At 69.0% G+C, this 15,366-nt stretch carries 14 protein-coding genes; 10 read left to right on the top strand and 4 right to left on the bottom strand.

The genetic code is table 11. The annotated features are described in order from the left end of the window. Positions 1-173: 173 nt before the first annotated feature. Positions 174-1,616: a hypothetical protein gene (locus ACFWM7_RS24755; protein WP_383264064.1), complete on the bottom strand. Its 1,443-nt coding sequence runs from the start codon at positions 1,614-1,616 to the stop codon at positions 174-176. Positions 1,617-1,814: 198 nt separating this feature from the next. After that, the gene (locus tag ACFWM7_RS24750; protein WP_383264062.1) at positions 1,815-2,012 is read right to left on the bottom strand and encodes a hypothetical protein; all 198 of its coding nucleotides are present in this window, start codon (positions 2,010-2,012) and stop codon (positions 1,815-1,817) included. 156 nt (positions 2,013-2,168) lie between these two features. Between ACFWM7_RS24750 and ACFWM7_RS24745 the strand changes: the two genes are divergently transcribed. After that, a complete protein-coding gene (locus tag ACFWM7_RS24745) occupies positions 2,169-3,143 on the top strand; it encodes a carbohydrate kinase family protein (RefSeq protein WP_205083121.1) in 975 nt (324 codons plus the stop codon). A 14-nt stretch (positions 3,144-3,157) separates the two neighbouring features. Here ACFWM7_RS24745 and ACFWM7_RS24740 read toward each other — a convergent pair whose 3' ends face one another. Beyond that, the gene (locus ACFWM7_RS24740) at positions 3,158-4,540 is read right to left on the bottom strand and encodes a cysteine desulfurase/sulfurtransferase TusA family protein (protein ID WP_383264059.1); all 1,383 of its coding nucleotides are present in this window, start codon (positions 4,538-4,540) and stop codon (positions 3,158-3,160) included. 273 nt (positions 4,541-4,813) lie between these two features. Here ACFWM7_RS24740 and coxB point away from each other — a divergent pair, with 273 nt between their 5' ends. From coxB to ACFWM7_RS24720, 4 genes are all read left to right on the top strand, one after another. Beyond that, positions 4,814-5,782: a cytochrome c oxidase subunit II gene (gene coxB / locus ACFWM7_RS24735; RefSeq protein ID WP_383264056.1), complete on the top strand. Its 969-nt coding sequence runs from the start codon at positions 4,814-4,816 to the stop codon at positions 5,780-5,782. Beyond that, positions 5,779-7,515 carry a cytochrome c oxidase subunit I gene (ctaD, locus tag ACFWM7_RS24730; protein WP_003969631.1) on the top strand — a complete coding sequence of 579 codons (1,737 nt, stop codon included), beginning with the start codon at positions 5,779-5,781 and terminating at the stop codon, positions 7,513-7,515. The genes coxB and ctaD overlap by 4 nt, the downstream gene beginning before the upstream one ends. After that, positions 7,512-7,910, top strand: a complete 399-nt coding sequence (locus tag ACFWM7_RS24725; protein WP_007451224.1) for a cytochrome c oxidase subunit 4 — start codon at positions 7,512-7,514, stop codon at positions 7,908-7,910. The genes ctaD and ACFWM7_RS24725 overlap by 4 nt, the downstream gene beginning before the upstream one ends. 141 nt (positions 7,911-8,051) lie before the next feature. Then, positions 8,052-9,305 (top strand): Ig-like domain-containing protein, encoded by a 1,254-nt coding sequence (locus ACFWM7_RS24720; protein WP_383264053.1) that lies wholly within the window; start codon positions 8,052-8,054, stop codon positions 9,303-9,305. Positions 9,306-9,363: 58 nt separating this feature from the next. On the opposite strand, the gene ACFWM7_RS24715 is transcribed toward ACFWM7_RS24720, so the two are convergent. After that, on the bottom strand, positions 9,364-9,765 hold the full coding sequence (locus ACFWM7_RS24715; RefSeq protein WP_383264050.1) for a hypothetical protein: 402 nt from the start codon (positions 9,763-9,765) through the stop codon (positions 9,364-9,366). A gap of 199 nt (positions 9,766-9,964) precedes the next feature. Here ACFWM7_RS24715 and ACFWM7_RS24710 point away from each other — a divergent pair, with 199 nt between their 5' ends. The 5 genes from ACFWM7_RS24710 to trpD all read left to right on the top strand — a co-directional run bounded on the left by ACFWM7_RS24710 (position 9,965) and on the right by trpD (position 15,334). Beyond that, the gene (locus ACFWM7_RS24710) at positions 9,965-10,585 is read left to right on the top strand and encodes a heme-copper oxidase subunit III (protein ID WP_383264047.1); all 621 of its coding nucleotides are present in this window, start codon (positions 9,965-9,967) and stop codon (positions 10,583-10,585) included. 56 nt (positions 10,586-10,641) lie between these two features. After that, the gene (locus ACFWM7_RS24705) at positions 10,642-11,451 is read left to right on the top strand and encodes a c-type cytochrome (RefSeq protein WP_383264045.1); all 810 of its coding nucleotides are present in this window, start codon (positions 10,642-10,644) and stop codon (positions 11,449-11,451) included. Then, positions 11,448-12,500, top strand: a complete 1,053-nt coding sequence (locus ACFWM7_RS24700) for a Rieske 2Fe-2S domain-containing protein (protein ID WP_383264042.1) — start codon at positions 11,448-11,450, stop codon at positions 12,498-12,500. Before ACFWM7_RS24705 ends, ACFWM7_RS24700 begins: the two co-directional genes overlap by 4 nt. Further along, positions 12,497-14,146 (top strand): cytochrome bc complex cytochrome b subunit, encoded by a 1,650-nt coding sequence (locus tag ACFWM7_RS24695; protein ID WP_383264040.1) that lies wholly within the window; start codon positions 12,497-12,499, stop codon positions 14,144-14,146. Before ACFWM7_RS24700 ends, ACFWM7_RS24695 begins: the two co-directional genes overlap by 4 nt. A 123-nt stretch (positions 14,147-14,269) precedes the next feature. After that, the gene (gene trpD, locus ACFWM7_RS24690) at positions 14,270-15,334 is read left to right on the top strand and encodes an anthranilate phosphoribosyltransferase (protein ID WP_383264037.1); all 1,065 of its coding nucleotides are present in this window, start codon (positions 14,270-14,272) and stop codon (positions 15,332-15,334) included. Positions 15,335-15,366 lie beyond the last annotated feature (32 nt).

The following is a 15,366-nucleotide window of genomic DNA, read 5'->3' as shown; positions in this document are numbered from 1 at the left end:
TCTTCCTGGCGCAGGTGGACGAGCGTGAGCATGTGCTCGTCCTGGCGATGCACCACATCGTCACCGACGGCTGGTCCATGGGCGTGGTCACGCGTGAGCTGAGTGTCTGCTACTCGGCCGCCGTACGTATGGCCTGCCGCCGTACCTATGCCCGCCGCAGGCCGCCGTCCGCGTCAGCCGCGCGGCACCGCGCCGCCCGAGGCCGCGTCGATCACCGTGCGGTCGCCCAGCGGCTTCTCCAGCGCCACCGTCCGGGTCAGCTCCTTGGCGATCATGATGCAGGCCTCCTTCTCCTCCTGCGGCTTCTCCGTCACCGTGATCCGCACCTGGCCCGCGCTCTCCTTCGCGCTCGCCGTGTACGTACTGCACACACCGCCCCAGAACGTCACCTCAAGGCTCCGTCCGTCCGCTCCGTACGAGGTGACCTTCCGGTCCCCGGACGGCGTCGTCGGTGCATCCGGCTTCTCGATGAACTTCGGGTCCACCGCGACCTGCGTGACCGTGTTCTCCGGGCCGCCCGGCGCCTGGCGGACGGTGAACAGCCAGGACGGCACCAGAGTCTGCCGGCCGTCCACGTAGTGCAGCGAGAGACCGAACACCGCGTCCTCGACCGTCTGCGTCACCGGCGCCCGCTTGCCGTTCGACGGCACGCACTGCGGCTCGGAGGGGGACTTCTGCTCACCCTCCAGCGGTACGGGAGTGGCGCAGCCGCCGATGTCCCGGCCCCCGTCGCCCTTCCCCTTGTTCGCCGCGTTCAGCTGCTTCAGCGCCTCGTCCGCGCCGACCGCCGGGTAGACGGCGCCCTTCTCCAGCGCCTTCAGATGTCCGCTGCCGCCGGTCACCTTGCCGTCCGGGCCCACCTGGACACCGGTCGACCAGCCGTACGTCGGGAGCCCGTCGATCTTCGGATCGGCGTTCACCACGCGGGCGTCGCCCATCAGCTGGCCCGCGTTCAGCGCCGCGTCGTCCTGCCCGGCCGCCTTGAGCACCGGGGCCGCGGCCGCCTTCGCCGCCTTCTCGCTCACCGGGTCGCCGCCGGACCCCAGCGCGTCGTTGGCGCACATCTTCCCCGGCTCGCAGGACTTGGACGGGGTCGTGCGCGCGAACGTCCAGGTGCCCGGGGCCTGCTTCGTCACCTTCAGGAGCGCACCGGGGCCGTCGTCGTCGCCGACCACCCAGGACGTGCCCTCGGTGCGCGGCGAGCCCGGGATGCCCAGCGCCTTCGCCAGCCGGGCGACCTCGGCCGACGCGACCACGCCCTTGGCCTCGTGGACCGCCGCCTCGTCCGGGCCGTCCGGGAGTTCGCCCGCGGCCCGGTAGACCACGGGCGGACCGCCCGGATCCGGTTCGCCGGGGGCGATGCCCGGGGGAGGGGAGTCCGAGGCCGAGGACGGGGAGTCCGGGCCGTCCGCCGAGGCGTCCAGGGCCAGCAGGGGGGCGGACTTCTTCGCCGCCGCACCGCTGTCCGCCGCGCCGCCGTCGCCCGAGGCGGTCGAGGCCCAGTACGCCCCGCCGCCCCCGGCCAGCAGCACGGCCGCGGCCACCGAGGCCACCGCGAGCGGCGGACGCCGCCGCCGGGGGCCGGTCACGTCGTTGTCGGGTCGCTCGGTGCTCACCGGATCGCTCCTTCGACTGCGTTGCCGTCGCGGTGTCCGCCGCGTGTCCCCGGGGCGGGGACACCGGTGGGACGGAACGGAGGAGCGGGCGGTTCCACCAGGCGGGGGAGTCCCGGACCCGGGCACCCTGCGATTCGGGCCGGAACGCGCACGAGAAGGGCCGAAAGACGGCGCCGGCCGGCCCGGCCCCGCAGGTTCTCAGTCGCCGTACTCGGACATCGCGTCGATCAGCCGCGCCGACGAGGGCGGGATCCGCACCCCGCTGATCAGGGACGGCTTCACCGGGGCCGGGGTGCTCTTCACCGGCGCCGTCCAGTGCGGCGCCATCCGCGCGCAGTCACCGCGCAGTGCGGCCAGGCTCGATTCCGACTCGGGCAATGCGGTGTGCTTCGACATATCCGCACCGTAACCACGGTCGCACTCAGGTAGAAAGCCCTACTATCGGGTAGTTTTCCCTTTTCCTGGAGATCGGGACACCCGGTAGCGTGAACTGTCACGTCGTCCCGGAGGGCGCACTCACGGCCCTTCGCCTTCCGCAGGAGCAGTCTCCCCGTGCGTATTGCAGTCACCGGCTCGATCGCCACTGACCACCTCATGACCTTCCCCGGCCGCTTCGCCGACCAGCTGGTCGCGGATCAGCTGCACACGGTCTCCCTCTCCTTCCTGGTCGACAACCTCGATGTGCGCCGGGGCGGTGTCGCCGCCAACATCTGCTTCGGGATGGGGCTGCTCGGCACCGCGCCGATCCTCGTGGGCGCCGCGGGATCCGACTTCGACGAGTACCGCGCCTGGCTCGACCGGCACGGCGTCGAGACCGGTTCGGTCCGTATCTCCGAGGTTCTGCACACCGCCCGCTTCGTCTGCACCACCGACGCCGACCACAATCAGATCGGCTCCTTCTACACGGGCGCGATGAGCGAGGCCCGCCTCATCGAGCTGAAGAACGTCGCCGACCGCGTCGGCGGCCTCGACCTCGTCTCCATCGGAGCCGACGACCCCGAGGCGATGCTCCGCCACACCGAGGAGTGCCGCTCCCGGAACATCCCGTTCGCCGCGGACTTCTCGCAGCAGATCGCGCGGATGGACGGCGACGAGATCCGCATCCTCCTCGACGGCGCCACCTACCTCTTCTCCAACGAGTACGAGAAGGGGCTCATCGAGTCCAAGACCGGCTGGAGCGACGAGGAGATCCTCTCCAAGGTCGGCCACCGCGTCACCACCCTCGGCGCCCGCGGTGTCCGGATCGAGCGGGTCGGCGAGCCGGTCATCGAGGTCGGCTGCCCCGAGGAGGAGAGCAAGGCCGACCCCACCGGCGTCGGCGACGCCTTCCGGGCCGGTTTCCTCTCCGGCCTCGCCTGGGGCGTCGGCCTGGAGCGCGCCGCCCAGGTCGGCTGCATGCTCGCCACCCTGGTCATCGAGACGGTCGGCACCCAGGAGTACACCCTGCGCCGCACCCACTTCATGGACCGCTTCACCAAGGCGTACGGGCACGAGGCCGCCGCCGAGGTCCAGCAGCACCTGGCGTGAACCGCACCGTCTGACTAGCTGAGCCGGCGGACCACATAGGCCGAACCCCGGTCCGCCGGCTCCTCGCCCACGTACTCCTGACCCCGCATCTCGCACCAGGCCGGGATGTCCAGGCGCGCCGCCTCGTCGTCGGCGAGCACCGTCACCGTGGCGCCCACCGCTACCTCCCCGATCACCTTTGCGAGTTCGATCACCGGGATCGGGCAACGGCGGCCCAGCGCGTCGACCACCAGGGACGCGGCGGGCCCGGGGGAGACGGGGGCCGAAACCGGGGCTCCGAACCGTTCGCGCACCTCGGCGACCACCCCCGGCAGGACCTCCAGGAAGCGGTCCACGTCCGCCCCGGCCGTCCCCGGCGGCAGCGACACCCGGACGTTCCCCTCCGAGAGCACCCCCATCGCCTTGAGCACATGGCTCGGGATCAGCGTGCTGCTCGTGCAGGACGAACCGGACGACACGGAGAACTCCCTCCGGTCCAGCTCGTGCAGCAGGGTCTCCCCGTCGACATAGAGACAGGAGAAGGTGACCAGATGCGGCAGCCGCCGCACCGGATCGCCCACCACCTCGACATCGGGCACCCGCTCGGCCACCACGGTCCGGATCCGGTCCACCAGGGCCCGCAGCCGTGCGGCCTCGGCCGCCGCCCCGTCCCGTACCGCGCGCAGCGAGGCCGCCGCCGCCACGATCGCCGGCAGGTTCTCGAACCCCGCCGCCCGTCCCGACTCCCGCTCCCCGGCCGGGCCTTGGGGCGAGAAGCGGGTGCCCTTGCGGACCGCGAGCAGCCCGACCCCGGCCGGTCCGCCCCACTTGTGCGCGCTCGCCGTCAGCAGCGACCAGCCCGCCGGGACCGGGCCCCAGCCGAGCGACTGGGCCGCGTCCACCAGCAGCGGCACCCCGGCCTCCGCGCAGAGCGCGGCCACCTCGGCCACCGGCTGCTCGGTGCCCACCTCGTGGTTGGCCGACTGGAGGCAGGCCAGCGCGGTGTCCGCCCGCAGCGCCTCGCCGTACGCCGCCGGATCCACCGCCCCGAAGCGGTCCACCGGGACCTCGGTGAACGAACCGCCCGCCGCCTCGTGGGCCGCCGCCGAATGGAGTACCGACGAGTGTTCGACCGCCGAGAGGGCCAGATGGCGGCCGACACGCCGACGCCCCGAAAGAGCCCCGGCAATTCCCGCGTGCACCGCCGTCGTCCCGGACGAGGTGAAGACCAGCTCGTCGGGGCGGCATCCGACGGCCTCCGCGGCGGCCTCCCGGGCCGCGTCCAGGAGCAGCCTGGCCCGCCGCCCCTCCCGGTACAGCCTGGCTGGATCGGCCCAGCCCTCGTCGAGCGCGGCAAGCAGCGCCTGGCGTGCGACGGGGTGCAGAGGGGCGGCGGAGGCGGCATCGAAGTAGGGCACCCCGCCACGCTAGCCCGCACCCGGCCCCACCTCGGCGGGGGCCGGTCCCGGCGGACGGGCGAGTGGGCGTCAGATGAGGGCCGGAGGCCCGGATTCCACCCCAGGGGGGTGTCGGGCGGCGCGTTGGGCACCCTCCCCGCGCGACCCCAAATAGCGTCCAGTAGGGTTTGGTCCGCATAAACATCCAAACCCCTGCCCGCGTCAGGGCCGGCGACCGACCAGAGACATACGGGCGCGCCGACCGTGCGGGCGAGACTCTCGGGAAGGCGCTACGTGAGTCCCAACGGCTCCGACCGCTCGTCGCGGCGCCCGATGCGGCGGAAGCTGCCGCAGGTGCTGACTGCGGGCCTGGTCCTGGCGACGGCCTCCGGTTGTTCATACAACTGGGAGGATTTTCCCCGCCTCGGTATGCCCACCCCGGTAACGGAAGAGGCCCCTCGGATCCTCTCCCTCTGGCAAGGCTCGTGGGCGGCAGCGCTCATCACGGGTGTCCTTGTCTGGGGGCTGATCCTCTGGAGCGTCTTCTTCCACCGGCGTAGCCGGACCAAGGTGGAGGTACCTCCGCAGACCAGGTACAACATGCCCATCGAGGCGTTGTACACAGTGGTTCCCCTCATCATCGTCTCGGTGCTGTTCTACTTCACCGCGCGAGATGAGTCGAAGCTCCTCGAGCTCTCCGACAAGCCCGCCCACACCGTCAACGTGGTCGGCTTCCAGTGGAGCTGGGGCTTCAACTACATCGAGAAGGTGGACGGCCAGCCCGCGGCGGGCCCCGAGGCTCCCAAGGAACTCTCGGCCATCCCCGACAAGTACCAGAAGGACTTCCCCGAGGGCGCCGGCGGCGTCTACGACGTGGGCATCCCCGGTACGCGCAACCCGCAGAACGGCAACCCGGGTCCGACCCTGTGGCTGCCGAAGGGGGAGAAGGTCCGCTTCGTCCTCACTTCGCGTGACGTCATCCACTCCTTCTGGGTGGTGCCGTTCCTCATGAAGCAGGACGTCATCCCGGGCCACACCAACGTCTTCGAGGTGACTCCCAACCGGGAGGGCACCTTCATGGGCAAGTGCGCCGAGCTCTGCGGCGTCGACCACTCCCGGATGCTCTTCAACGTCAAGGTCGTCTCCCCGGAGCGGTACCAGCAGCACCTCAAGGAGCTGGCTGAGAAGGGTCAGACGGGCTACGTGCCGGCAGGCATCGCGCAGACCGACCCGGCCAGGAATGCGGAGAAGAACCAACTGTGAGCATCCTCAACGAACCTCAGGGTGCCGCTCCGGCAGACGACTCGTACGAGGACGAGCTGCCCGTGCGGCGCAAGCAGCCGGGAAACATCGTCGTGAAGTGGCTGACCACCACCGACCACAAGACGATCGGTACGCTCTACCTGGTCACGTCGTTCGTGTTCTTCTGCATCGGCGGACTCATGGCGCTCTTCATGCGCGCCGAGCTGGCCCGTCCGGGTACGCAGATCATGTCGAACGAGCAGTTCAACCAGGCGTTCACGATGCACGGCACGATCATGCTGCTGATGTTCGCGACGCCGCTGTTCGCCGGATTCGCGAACTGGATCATGCCGCTGCAGATCGGCGCGCCCGACGTGGCGTTCCCGCGGCTGAACATGTTCGCGTACTGGCTGTACCTCTTCGGCTCGCTCATCGCGGTGGCCGGCTTCCTCACCCCGCAGGGTGCGGCCGACTTCGGGTGGTTCGCCTACTCCCCGCTCTCGGACGCGGTCCGCTCGCCGGGCGTCGGCGCCGACATGTGGATCATGGGTCTGGCCTTCTCCGGCTTCGGCACGATCCTCGGCTCGGTCAACTTCATCACCACGATCATCTGCATGCGCGCCCCCGGCATGACGATGTTCCGCATGCCGATCTTCACCTGGAACGTCCTGCTGACCGGTGTGCTGGTCCTGCTGGCCTTCCCGGTTCTGGCCGCCGCGCTCTTCGCGCTGGAGGCCGACCGTAAATTCGGCGCGCATATCTTCGACGCGGCCAATGGCGGCGCATTGCTCTGGCAACACCTCTTCTGGTTCTTCGGCCATCCAGAGGTGTACATCATCGCGCTACCATTCTTCGGAATCATTTCCGAGGTCATCCCGGTCTTCAGCCGCAAGCCGATGTTCGGCTACATCGGTCTGATCTCCGCGACGATCGCCATCGCCGGCCTTTCCGTGACGGTGTGGGCGCACCACATGTACGTCACGGGCGGTGTGCTGTTGCCGTTCTTCTCCTTCATGACGTTCCTCATCGCCGTGCCAACAGGCGTGAAGTTCTTCAACTGGATCGGCACGATGTGGAAGGGGTCGTTGTCCTTCGAGACACCGATGCTCTGGGCCGTCGGCTTCCTGATCACCTTCACCTTCGGTGGTCTGACCGGCGTCATCCTCGCCTCGCCCCCGATGGACTTCCACGTCTCGGACTCGTACTTCGTCGTCGCGCACTTCCACTACGTCATCTTCGGCACCGTGGTCTTCGCGATGTTCTCCGGATTCCACTTCTGGTGGCCGAAGTTCACCGGCAAGATGCTGGACGAGCGGCTCGGCAAGATCACGTTCTGGACGCTGTTCGTGGGCTTCCACGGCACGTTCCTGGTGCAGCACTGGCTCGGTGCCGAGGGCATGCCGCGTCGTTACGCGGACTATCTCGACGCCGACGGCTTCACCGCGCTGAACACGATCTCGACGATCTCCTCGTTCCTGCTCGGCCTGTCGATGCTCCCGTTCTTCTACAACGTCTGGAAGACCGCGAAGTACGGCAAGAAGATCGAGGTCGACGACCCGTGGGGTTACGGCCGTTCGCTGGAGTGGGCGACCTCCTGCCCGCCGCCGCGGCACAACTTCCTCACCCTGCCGCGGATCCGTTCCGAATCCCCGGCGTTCGACCTGCACCACCCGGAGATCACCGCGCTGGAGCAGCTCGGCCATGACTCCGAGTCGGACAAGGCCCTCGCCGGCGGCAAGGAGGCAGGCAAGTGAAGATCCAGGGACAGATGTTCATCTGGCTGAGCGTCTTCATCCTCGCCATGGCCGTCGTGTACGGCGTGTGGTCCAAGGAGCCGGTCGGCACCACGGCCCTCTTCCTGGCCTTCGGGCTGTCCATCATGATCGGCTTCTACCTGGCCTTCACGGCCAACCGGGTCGACGCGATGGCCCAGGACAACAAGGAAGCGGACGTCGCCGACGAGGCGGGCGAGCTGGGGTTCTTCTCCCCGCACAGCTGGCAGCCGCTCTCCCTGGCGGTCGGCGGAGCCTTCGCCTTCATGGGCGTCGTCTTCGGCTGGTGGCTGCTCTACTTCTCCGCCCCCCTGCTCCTGATCGGCCTCTTCGGCTGGGTCTTCGAGTACTACCGGGGCGAGAACCGCACCCAGTGACACCGCATCCCGTGCCACCGCGCAGGCGGTGACACGCGCTACACCACGGAAGGCCCGCATCGCCGCAAGCGACGCGGGCCTTTCGCTCGTTTGCAGTCATTGAACGCGCTGGAACGGATGAACCTTCCTAGCGTGGACCGCATGAACCACACGCCGCGCATCCGCACCGTAGTGAGCTGCACCCTCCTGGTCGTGACCCTCGCAGCGGGTGCGACCGCCTGTGGCTCGCCCGACGGACACCCGCTCTCGACGAAGCCGTACGACGCGGGCGACCAGGTCTCCTTCAACGGCCCCTCCAAGAAGGAGAAGGCCGACCCCGACAAGCCCCTGGAAGTCACCGTCAAGGGTGACGACGGGCGCATCACCGACGTCACCGCCGTGGACACCGGCGGCCGCCACCTCGCGGGAGAGCTCTCCGCCGACGGGAGGCGCTGGCGCTCCACCGCCCCGCTCGCGGCGGGCACCGGATACACCGTCAGGGTCGCCACCGAGAACAGCGACGGCGCCCCAGGCCTCCGTACGCTCTCCTTCGACACCTCCTCGCCCAAGAAGCTGCTGAAGGTCGCCTTCGGCCCGGAGGCGGGCACCTACGGCGTCGGACAGCCCATCACGGCGGAACTCAGCGCTCCGATCACCGACAAGGCGGCCAGGGCCACCGTCGAGCGCGCCCTGAAGGTCCGTTCCACCCCGGCGGTCACCGGCTCCTGGTACTGGGTCGACGACAAGAAGCTGCACTACCGCCCCAAGGAGTACTGGCCCGCGAACGCGACCATCGAGGTGCGCTCCAACCTGGCGGGCATCAAGGTGACGAACGCGCTCTACGGAGCCGAGGCCAAGCCCCTCAAGCTCGCCACCGGCGACCGGATCGAGGCCGTCACCGACGCCTCGGACCACTCCATGACGGTGCTCCGCAACGGAGAGGTGATCAACACCATGCCGGTCACCACCGGCAAGCCCGGCTTCTCCACCCGCAACGGGGTCAAGGTGGTGCTCGCCAAGGAGCAGTTCGTCCGCATGCGCGGCGAGTCCATCGGCATCGCGGCCGGCTCCTCGGAGTCGTACGACCTGCCGGTCTACTGGGCCACCCGGGTGACCTGGAGCGGCGAGTATGTCCACGCCGCCCCCTGGTCCACCGGCTCTCAGGGCAACGCCAACGTCAGCCACGGCTGCACCGGCATGAGCACGAGCAACGCCGAATGGTTCTTCGACACCGTGCGCGAGGGCGACATCGTCAAGGTCGTCGGCAGCGAGGGCGAGGACATGGACCCGTTCGGCAACGGGTTCGGCGACTGGAACCTCTCCTGGGAGAAGTGGCAGCAGGGCAGCGCCCTGAACGAAGGGGCGCCGGACAGCCCGCAGACGCTCCAGGCCGCCCGACTGCGTCCCCACGTCTGACCCGGGCCGGGCAGTGCCCCGCTGCGCGGAACGACCCGCAGCGGGGCACAGGGGCCCCTCAGGCCTCCACGGCGAGCCGGCGGCGCAGCAGCGCCGCCAGCGCGTCGGGGAACTCCACCGGGTCCACCGGGAGCGTCACAGCGGACTCCGCGCGGCTCCAGGTGGCCAGCCACGCGTCCTGCGGGCGGCCGATCAGCAGCAGCACCGGCGGGCAGCGGAAGACCTCGTCCTTGATCTGGCGGCAGACGCCCATGCCGCCGACGGGAGCCGTCTCCCCGTCCAGCACGCAGACGTCGACGCCGCCGTTGTCCAGCGCCGCCAGGACGGCCGGAAGCGTCGCGCACTCCAGGAACTCCACCGGTGGGACGTCCGCGGCAGGCCTGCGACCGGCTGCCAGCCTCACCTGCTCGCGGATGTTGGCGTCGTCGCTGTAGACCAGGACCGTGGCGGTCGCCTGCATTGTTCCTCCGTGACATCGACGTCGTCGGGGCTCTCGGGGCATGAACCGATGCGCGGATCGTACTCCGCCCGACCGGCCGTCAGCACCGGTAATGACGACGATTCGATGGGCCGTTCGGCGCAGGGTGCGCCCCCTGCAGACGGTACGGACACACCGAACGGCACCCCCCGGGGTGAGGGCGGGATAAGCGACCGACATAATGTCGGTCGTGGCGACAGCAACGACAGTAGAAACCGGGCACGCGCACCCGTCGGTCAATCGGCCGAACCTCACCAGCGTCGGAACCATCATCTGGTTGAGTTCCGAGCTGATGTTCTTCGCGGCCCTCTTCGCGATGTACTTCACCCTGCGATCGGTGATGGGACCCGATTACTGGAAGGAGATGTCCGGCCATCTGAACTTCCCGTTCTCGGCGACGAACACCACGATCCTGGTGCTCTCCTCACTCACCTGCCAGCTCGGCGTCTTCGCCGCCGAGCGGGGCGATGTGAAGAAGCTCCGCACCTGGTTCATCGTGACGTTCGTGATGGGTTCGATCTTCGTCGGCGGCCAGGTCCTGGAGTACGTGGAGCTGGTCAAGGAGGCGGGGCTCTCCCTCTCGTCCGACCCGTACGGCTCGGTGTTCTACCTGACCACCGGCTTCCACGGCCTGCACGTGACAGGCGGACTCATCGCCTTCCTGCTGGTCCTCGGCAGAACGTACGCGGCCAAGAGGTTCACCCACGATCAGGCAACCGCCGCCATCGTCGTGTCCTACTACTGGCACTTCGTCGATGTCGTATGGATCGGCCTGTTCGCAACGATCTACATGATCAAGTAACCCGGGCTCGCACCCGCCCACCATCGACGCAGAAGATCCTGACACCGGGGTAATCCGTGAAAAAGCTCTCCGCACGACGACGCCATCCGCTGGCGGCGGTCGTCGTACTACTCCTCGCGCTGGCGGCCACCGGGGGGCTGTACGCCGCGTTTGCGCCTGCGGGCAAGGCGCAGGCCGATGAAACCGCCCAGTCCCTCGCCATCGAAGAGGGCAAGAAGCTCTACTCCGTAGGCTGCGCCAGCTGCCACGGAACCGGCGGTCAGGGCACCACCGACGGGCCGTCCCTCGTGGGCGTGGGCTCCGCCGCCGTCGACTTCCAGGTCGGTACGGGCCGTATGCCCGCGCAGCAGCCGGGCGCCCAGGTACCGAAGAAGAAGGTCATCTACACCCAGGCGGAGATCGACCAGCTCGCGGCGTACGTCGCGTCGCTCGGCGCCGGTCCCGTCACGCCGACCGACAAGCAGGTCGACCCGGCGGGCGCGGACGTCGCCAACGGTGGCGAACTGTTCCGCACCAACTGCGCCCAGTGCCACAACTTCACCGGTAAGGGCGGAGCCCTGACGGAGGGCAAGTACGCGCCCGACCTCGAAGGTGTGAGCCCGAAGCACATCTACGAGGCCATGCAGACCGGCCCGCAGAGCATGCCCTCCTTCCCCGACACGACGATGCCGGAGCAGGAGAAGAAGGACATCATCGCGTACATCGAGTCCGTGAACGGTGACGAGACGGAGAGCCCCGGCGGCCTGGCCCTCGGCGGTCTCGGTCCGGTCAGCGAAGGTCTGTTCGCCTGGATCTTCGGACTCGGCGCGCTCGTCGCAGTCGCCGTTTGGGTCGCGGCCCACACCGCTAAGGCCAAGAAGTCATGAGTAGCCAACAGATTCCAGAAGACAGCCTGCCTGTGGTGCAGGAGACCGCGCACGGCGCGGTCGAGGGTACGGACGACCCGTTCGCCGACCCGGGGCTGCCGGCCCACAAGCCGCGCATCCAGGACCTCGACGAACGCGCCGCGAACCGCTCCGAGCGGGCCGTCGCGTTCATGTTCACCCTCTCGATGCTGGCGACGGTGGGCTTCATCGCCTCCTACGTCATCTTCCCGGTGGACAAGATCGTCTACATCTGGCCCTTCGGCCATGTGAGCGCGCTCAACTTCTCCCTGGGTCTCACCCTGGGCGCGGCGCTCTTCTTCATCGGAGCGGGAGCCGTCCACTGGGCGCGCACCCTGATGTCCGACGTCGAGGTCGCCGCCGACCGGCACCCGATCGAGGCCGAGCCCGAGGTCAAGGCTCAGGTCCTGGCCGACTTCAAGGCCGGCGCCGAGGAGTCCGCGCTCGGCCGGCGCAAGCTGATCCGCAACACCATGTTCGGCGCGCTGGCCCTGGTGCCGCTCTCCGGTGTGGTCCTGCTGCGCGACCTCGGTCCGCTGCCGGAGAAGAAGCTCCGTACCACCCTGTGGGCCGAGGGCAAGCAGCTCATCAACATGAACACGATGAAGCCGCTGCGCCCCGAGCACATCACCGTCGGGTCGCTGGCCTTCGCCATGCCCGAGGGGCTCGACCCGGAGTCGCACGACTTCCAGACGCAGATGGGCAAGGCGGCCCTGATGATCGTCCGCATCGAGCCGGACGACATCAAGGACAAGCGCCAGCTGGCCTGGGCCCACGAGGGCATCGTCGCGTTCTCCAAGATCTGCACCCACGTCGGCTGCCCGATCAGCCTGTACGAGCAGCAGACGCATCACGTGCTCTGCCCGTGCCACCAGTCCACCTTCGACCTCTCCGACGGCGCTCGCGTCATCTTCGGTCCGGCCGGCCACCCCCTTCCGCAGCTGCGGATCGGTGTCAACAGCGAGGGCAACCTCGAGGCGCTCGGCGACTTCGACGAGCCCGTCGGTGCTGCCTTCTGGGAGCGCGGATGAGTACGACGACGAAAAACCCCTCCGCCGCCGAACCGGCGAGCGGGCGCAAGGCTCCGGCCGGCGAGCGGGTGGCCGACTGGGCGGACGGCCGGCTGGGCATCTACGGCCTCGCCAAGGCCAACATGCGCAAGATCTTCCCGGACCACTGGTCCTTCATGCTCGGTGAGGTCGCGCTCTACAGCTTCATCATCATCATCCTCACGGGTGTGTATCTGACGCTGTTCTTCCAGCCGAGCATGGGCGAGATCGTCTACCACGGTCCGTACGAGCCCATGCAGGGCATCCGGATGTCCGAGGCCTACGCCTCGACCCTGAAGATCAGCTTCGAGGTCCGCGGTGGTCTGCTCGTCCGGCAGATCCACCACTGGGCCGCGCTGATCTTCCTGGCCGCCATGTTCGTGCACATGATGCGCGTCTTCTTCACGGGCGCCTTCCGCAAGCCGCGCGAGATCAACTGGCTCTTCGGCTTCCTGCTGTTCGTGCTCGGCATGTTCACCGGGTTCACCGGCTACTCCCTCCCGGACGACCTGCTCTCCGGTACGGGTGTCCGCTTCACCCAGGGCGCGATCCTGTCCGTGCCGATCGTCGGTACGTACATCTCGATGTTCCTGTTCGGCGGCGAGTTCCCCGGCCATGACTTCGTGGCCCGGTTCTACTCGATCCACATCCTGCTGCTGCCGGGCATCATGCTCGGCCTGCTGGTGGCCCACCTGATCCTGGTCTTCTACCACAAGCACACGCAGTTCGCGGGCCCCGGTCGGACGAACAAGAACGTCGTCGGCATGCCGCTGCTGCCCGTGTACATGGCGAAGGCCGGAGGGTTCTTCTTCCTCGTCTTCGGCGTCATCGCGGTCATCTCGGCCATCGCCACGATCAACCCGATCTGGGCGCTCGGTCCGTACCGCGTCGACCAGGTGTCCACCGGCGCCCAGCCCGACTGGTACATGGGCTTCGCCGAGGGGCTGGTCCGCGTGATGCCGGGCTGGGAGATCAACCTGTGGGGCCACACGCTCGCCCTGGGCGTGTTCATCCCGCTGGTCGCCTTCGGCGTGGTGCTCACCGTGATCGCGGTGTACCCGTTCGTCGAGTCCTGGATCACCGGCGACAAGCGCGAGCACCACATCCTGGACCGCCCGCGCAACGTCCCGACCCGTACGGGCCTCGGCGTCGCCTGGATCACGGCGTACTTCATCGGCCTCGTCGGCGGTGGAAACGACCTGTGGGCCACGCACTTCCACCTGTCGATCAACTCGATCACCTGGTTCGTCCGGATCTTCTTCTTCGTCGGACCGGTCATCGCGTTCATCGTCACCAAGCGGATCTGCCTCGGCCTCCAGCGCCGCGACCGGGAGAAGGTGCTGCACGGCCGCGAGACCGGCATCATCAAGCGCCTGCCGCACGGTGAGTTCGTCGAGATCCACGAGCCGCTCAGCCCCGAGCAGCTGCACACGCTCACGGCGCACGAGCAGTACAAGCCGCTCGAACTCGGCCCCGCGGTGGACGAGAACGGCGTCAAGCGCAAGATCTCCCCGGTGCAGAAGCTGCGCGCCAAGCTCAGCAAGGGGTACTTCGCCGACGGGAACCAGATCCCCAAGGCGACCCCCGAGGAGTACAAGGAGATCAGCGAGGGCCACGGCCACCACTGATCACCTGACCTGATCGCCACCGTGAGAGCCCCGTCCATTCGATGGACGGGGCTCTTCGCGGTCCCCGGGGCTGGATAGGGTGGAGCCGATCCTTCTGACCGGCTGTGGACCCTGGAGCGGACCATGAACGTTGTGACCCCGAGCGGCGGCGACAGCGTGGCGGACCGTTCCTGGCCCGGCCTCCTGAACCCCCTCCTGCGCGGCGAGAACCTCTCCTCCGAGGAGACCGCCTGGGCCATGGACCGCATCATGAGCGGCGAGGCCACCGACGCGCAGATCGCCGGGTTCGCCGTCGCGCTGCGGGCCAAGGGCGAGACCGTCGACGAGGTCACCGGCCTGGTCCGCGCGATGTACGCCCACGCCAACACCATCCACGTGCCGGGCCGCACCGTCGACATCGTCGGCACCGGCGGCGACCTCGCCAAGACGGTCAACATCTCGACCATGTCCGCGATCGTCATCGCCGGCACCGGCGCCAAGGTCGTCAAGCACGGCAACCGGGCCGCCTCCTCCGCGAGCGGCTCCTCCGACGTACTGGAGAAGCTCGGCGTCAACCTGGAGCTGACCCCGCAGCGGGTCGTCGAGGTCGCCGAGCAGGCCGGCATCACCTTCTGCTTCGCCGTGAAGTTCCACCCCGCCCTGCGGTACGCCGCCAAGGCCCGCAAGGAGCTCGGCGCGCAGACCACGTTCAACATCCTGGGCCCCCTCACCAACCCGGCCCAGGTCCGCGCCCAGGCCGTCGGCGTCGCGGACGCGCGGATGGCGCCCATCGTCGCGGGCGTGCTCGCCGACCGGGGCAACTCCGCCCTGGTCTTCCGCGGCGACGACGGGCTCGACGAGCTGACCACCACCGCCACCTCCCGGGTCTGGGTGGTGCGCGACGGAGCGGTCCGCGAGGAGCCCTTCGACCCGCGGGACGTCGGGCTGCCCATCGTCCCGGTCGAGGCGCTGCGCGGCGCCGACGCCTCGTACAACGCCGATGTGGCCCGTCGCCTGCTGGACGGCGAGGGGGGCGCGGTACGGGAAGCGGTGCTGCTCAACTCGGCGGCGGCCCTGGTCGCCCTGGACCCGGGGGCCGGCACGCTCACCGAGCAGCTCGCGGCGAAGATCGCGGTGGCGGCCGAGTCCATCGACTCCGGGGCGGCCAAGCGGGCCCTGGAGAGCTGGGTGGCGGCGAGCAACGCCTGAAATCGGTCAAGGGCGCAGTCCGGATGCCGGAC

The organism is Streptomyces sp. NPDC058375, from assembly GCF_042723425.1.
Lineage (GTDB): Bacteria > Actinomycetota > Actinomycetes > Streptomycetales > Streptomycetaceae > Streptomyces > Streptomyces durocortorensis.
Note: the sequence above shows the minus strand (reverse complement) of the source record. Positions and strands in the feature narration are given on the sequence as shown.

Bases quoted from the DNA above. Each gene is read 5' to 3' on its own strand.
- ACFWM7_RS24695 (WP_383264040.1), top strand. From the start codon at position 12,497: ATGAGTACGACGACGAAAAACCCCTCCGCCGCCGAACCGGCGAGCGGG.
- ACFWM7_RS24710 (WP_383264047.1), top strand. From the start codon at position 9,965: ATGTCGGTCGTGGCGACAGCAACGACAGTAGAAACCGGGCACGCGCAC.
- ACFWM7_RS24750 (WP_383264062.1), bottom strand. From the start codon at position 2,012: ATGTCGAAGCACACCGCATTGCCCGAGTCGGAATCGAGCCTGGCCGCA.
- trpD (WP_383264037.1), top strand. From the start codon at position 14,270: ATGAACGTTGTGACCCCGAGCGGCGGCGACAGCGTGGCGGACCGTTCC.
- ACFWM7_RS24700 (WP_383264042.1), top strand. From the start codon at position 11,448: ATGAGTAGCCAACAGATTCCAGAAGACAGCCTGCCTGTGGTGCAGGAG.
- ACFWM7_RS24720 (WP_383264053.1), top strand. From the start codon at position 8,052: ATGAACCACACGCCGCGCATCCGCACCGTAGTGAGCTGCACCCTCCTG.
- ACFWM7_RS24715 (WP_383264050.1), bottom strand. From the start codon at position 9,765: ATGCAGGCGACCGCCACGGTCCTGGTCTACAGCGACGACGCCAACATC.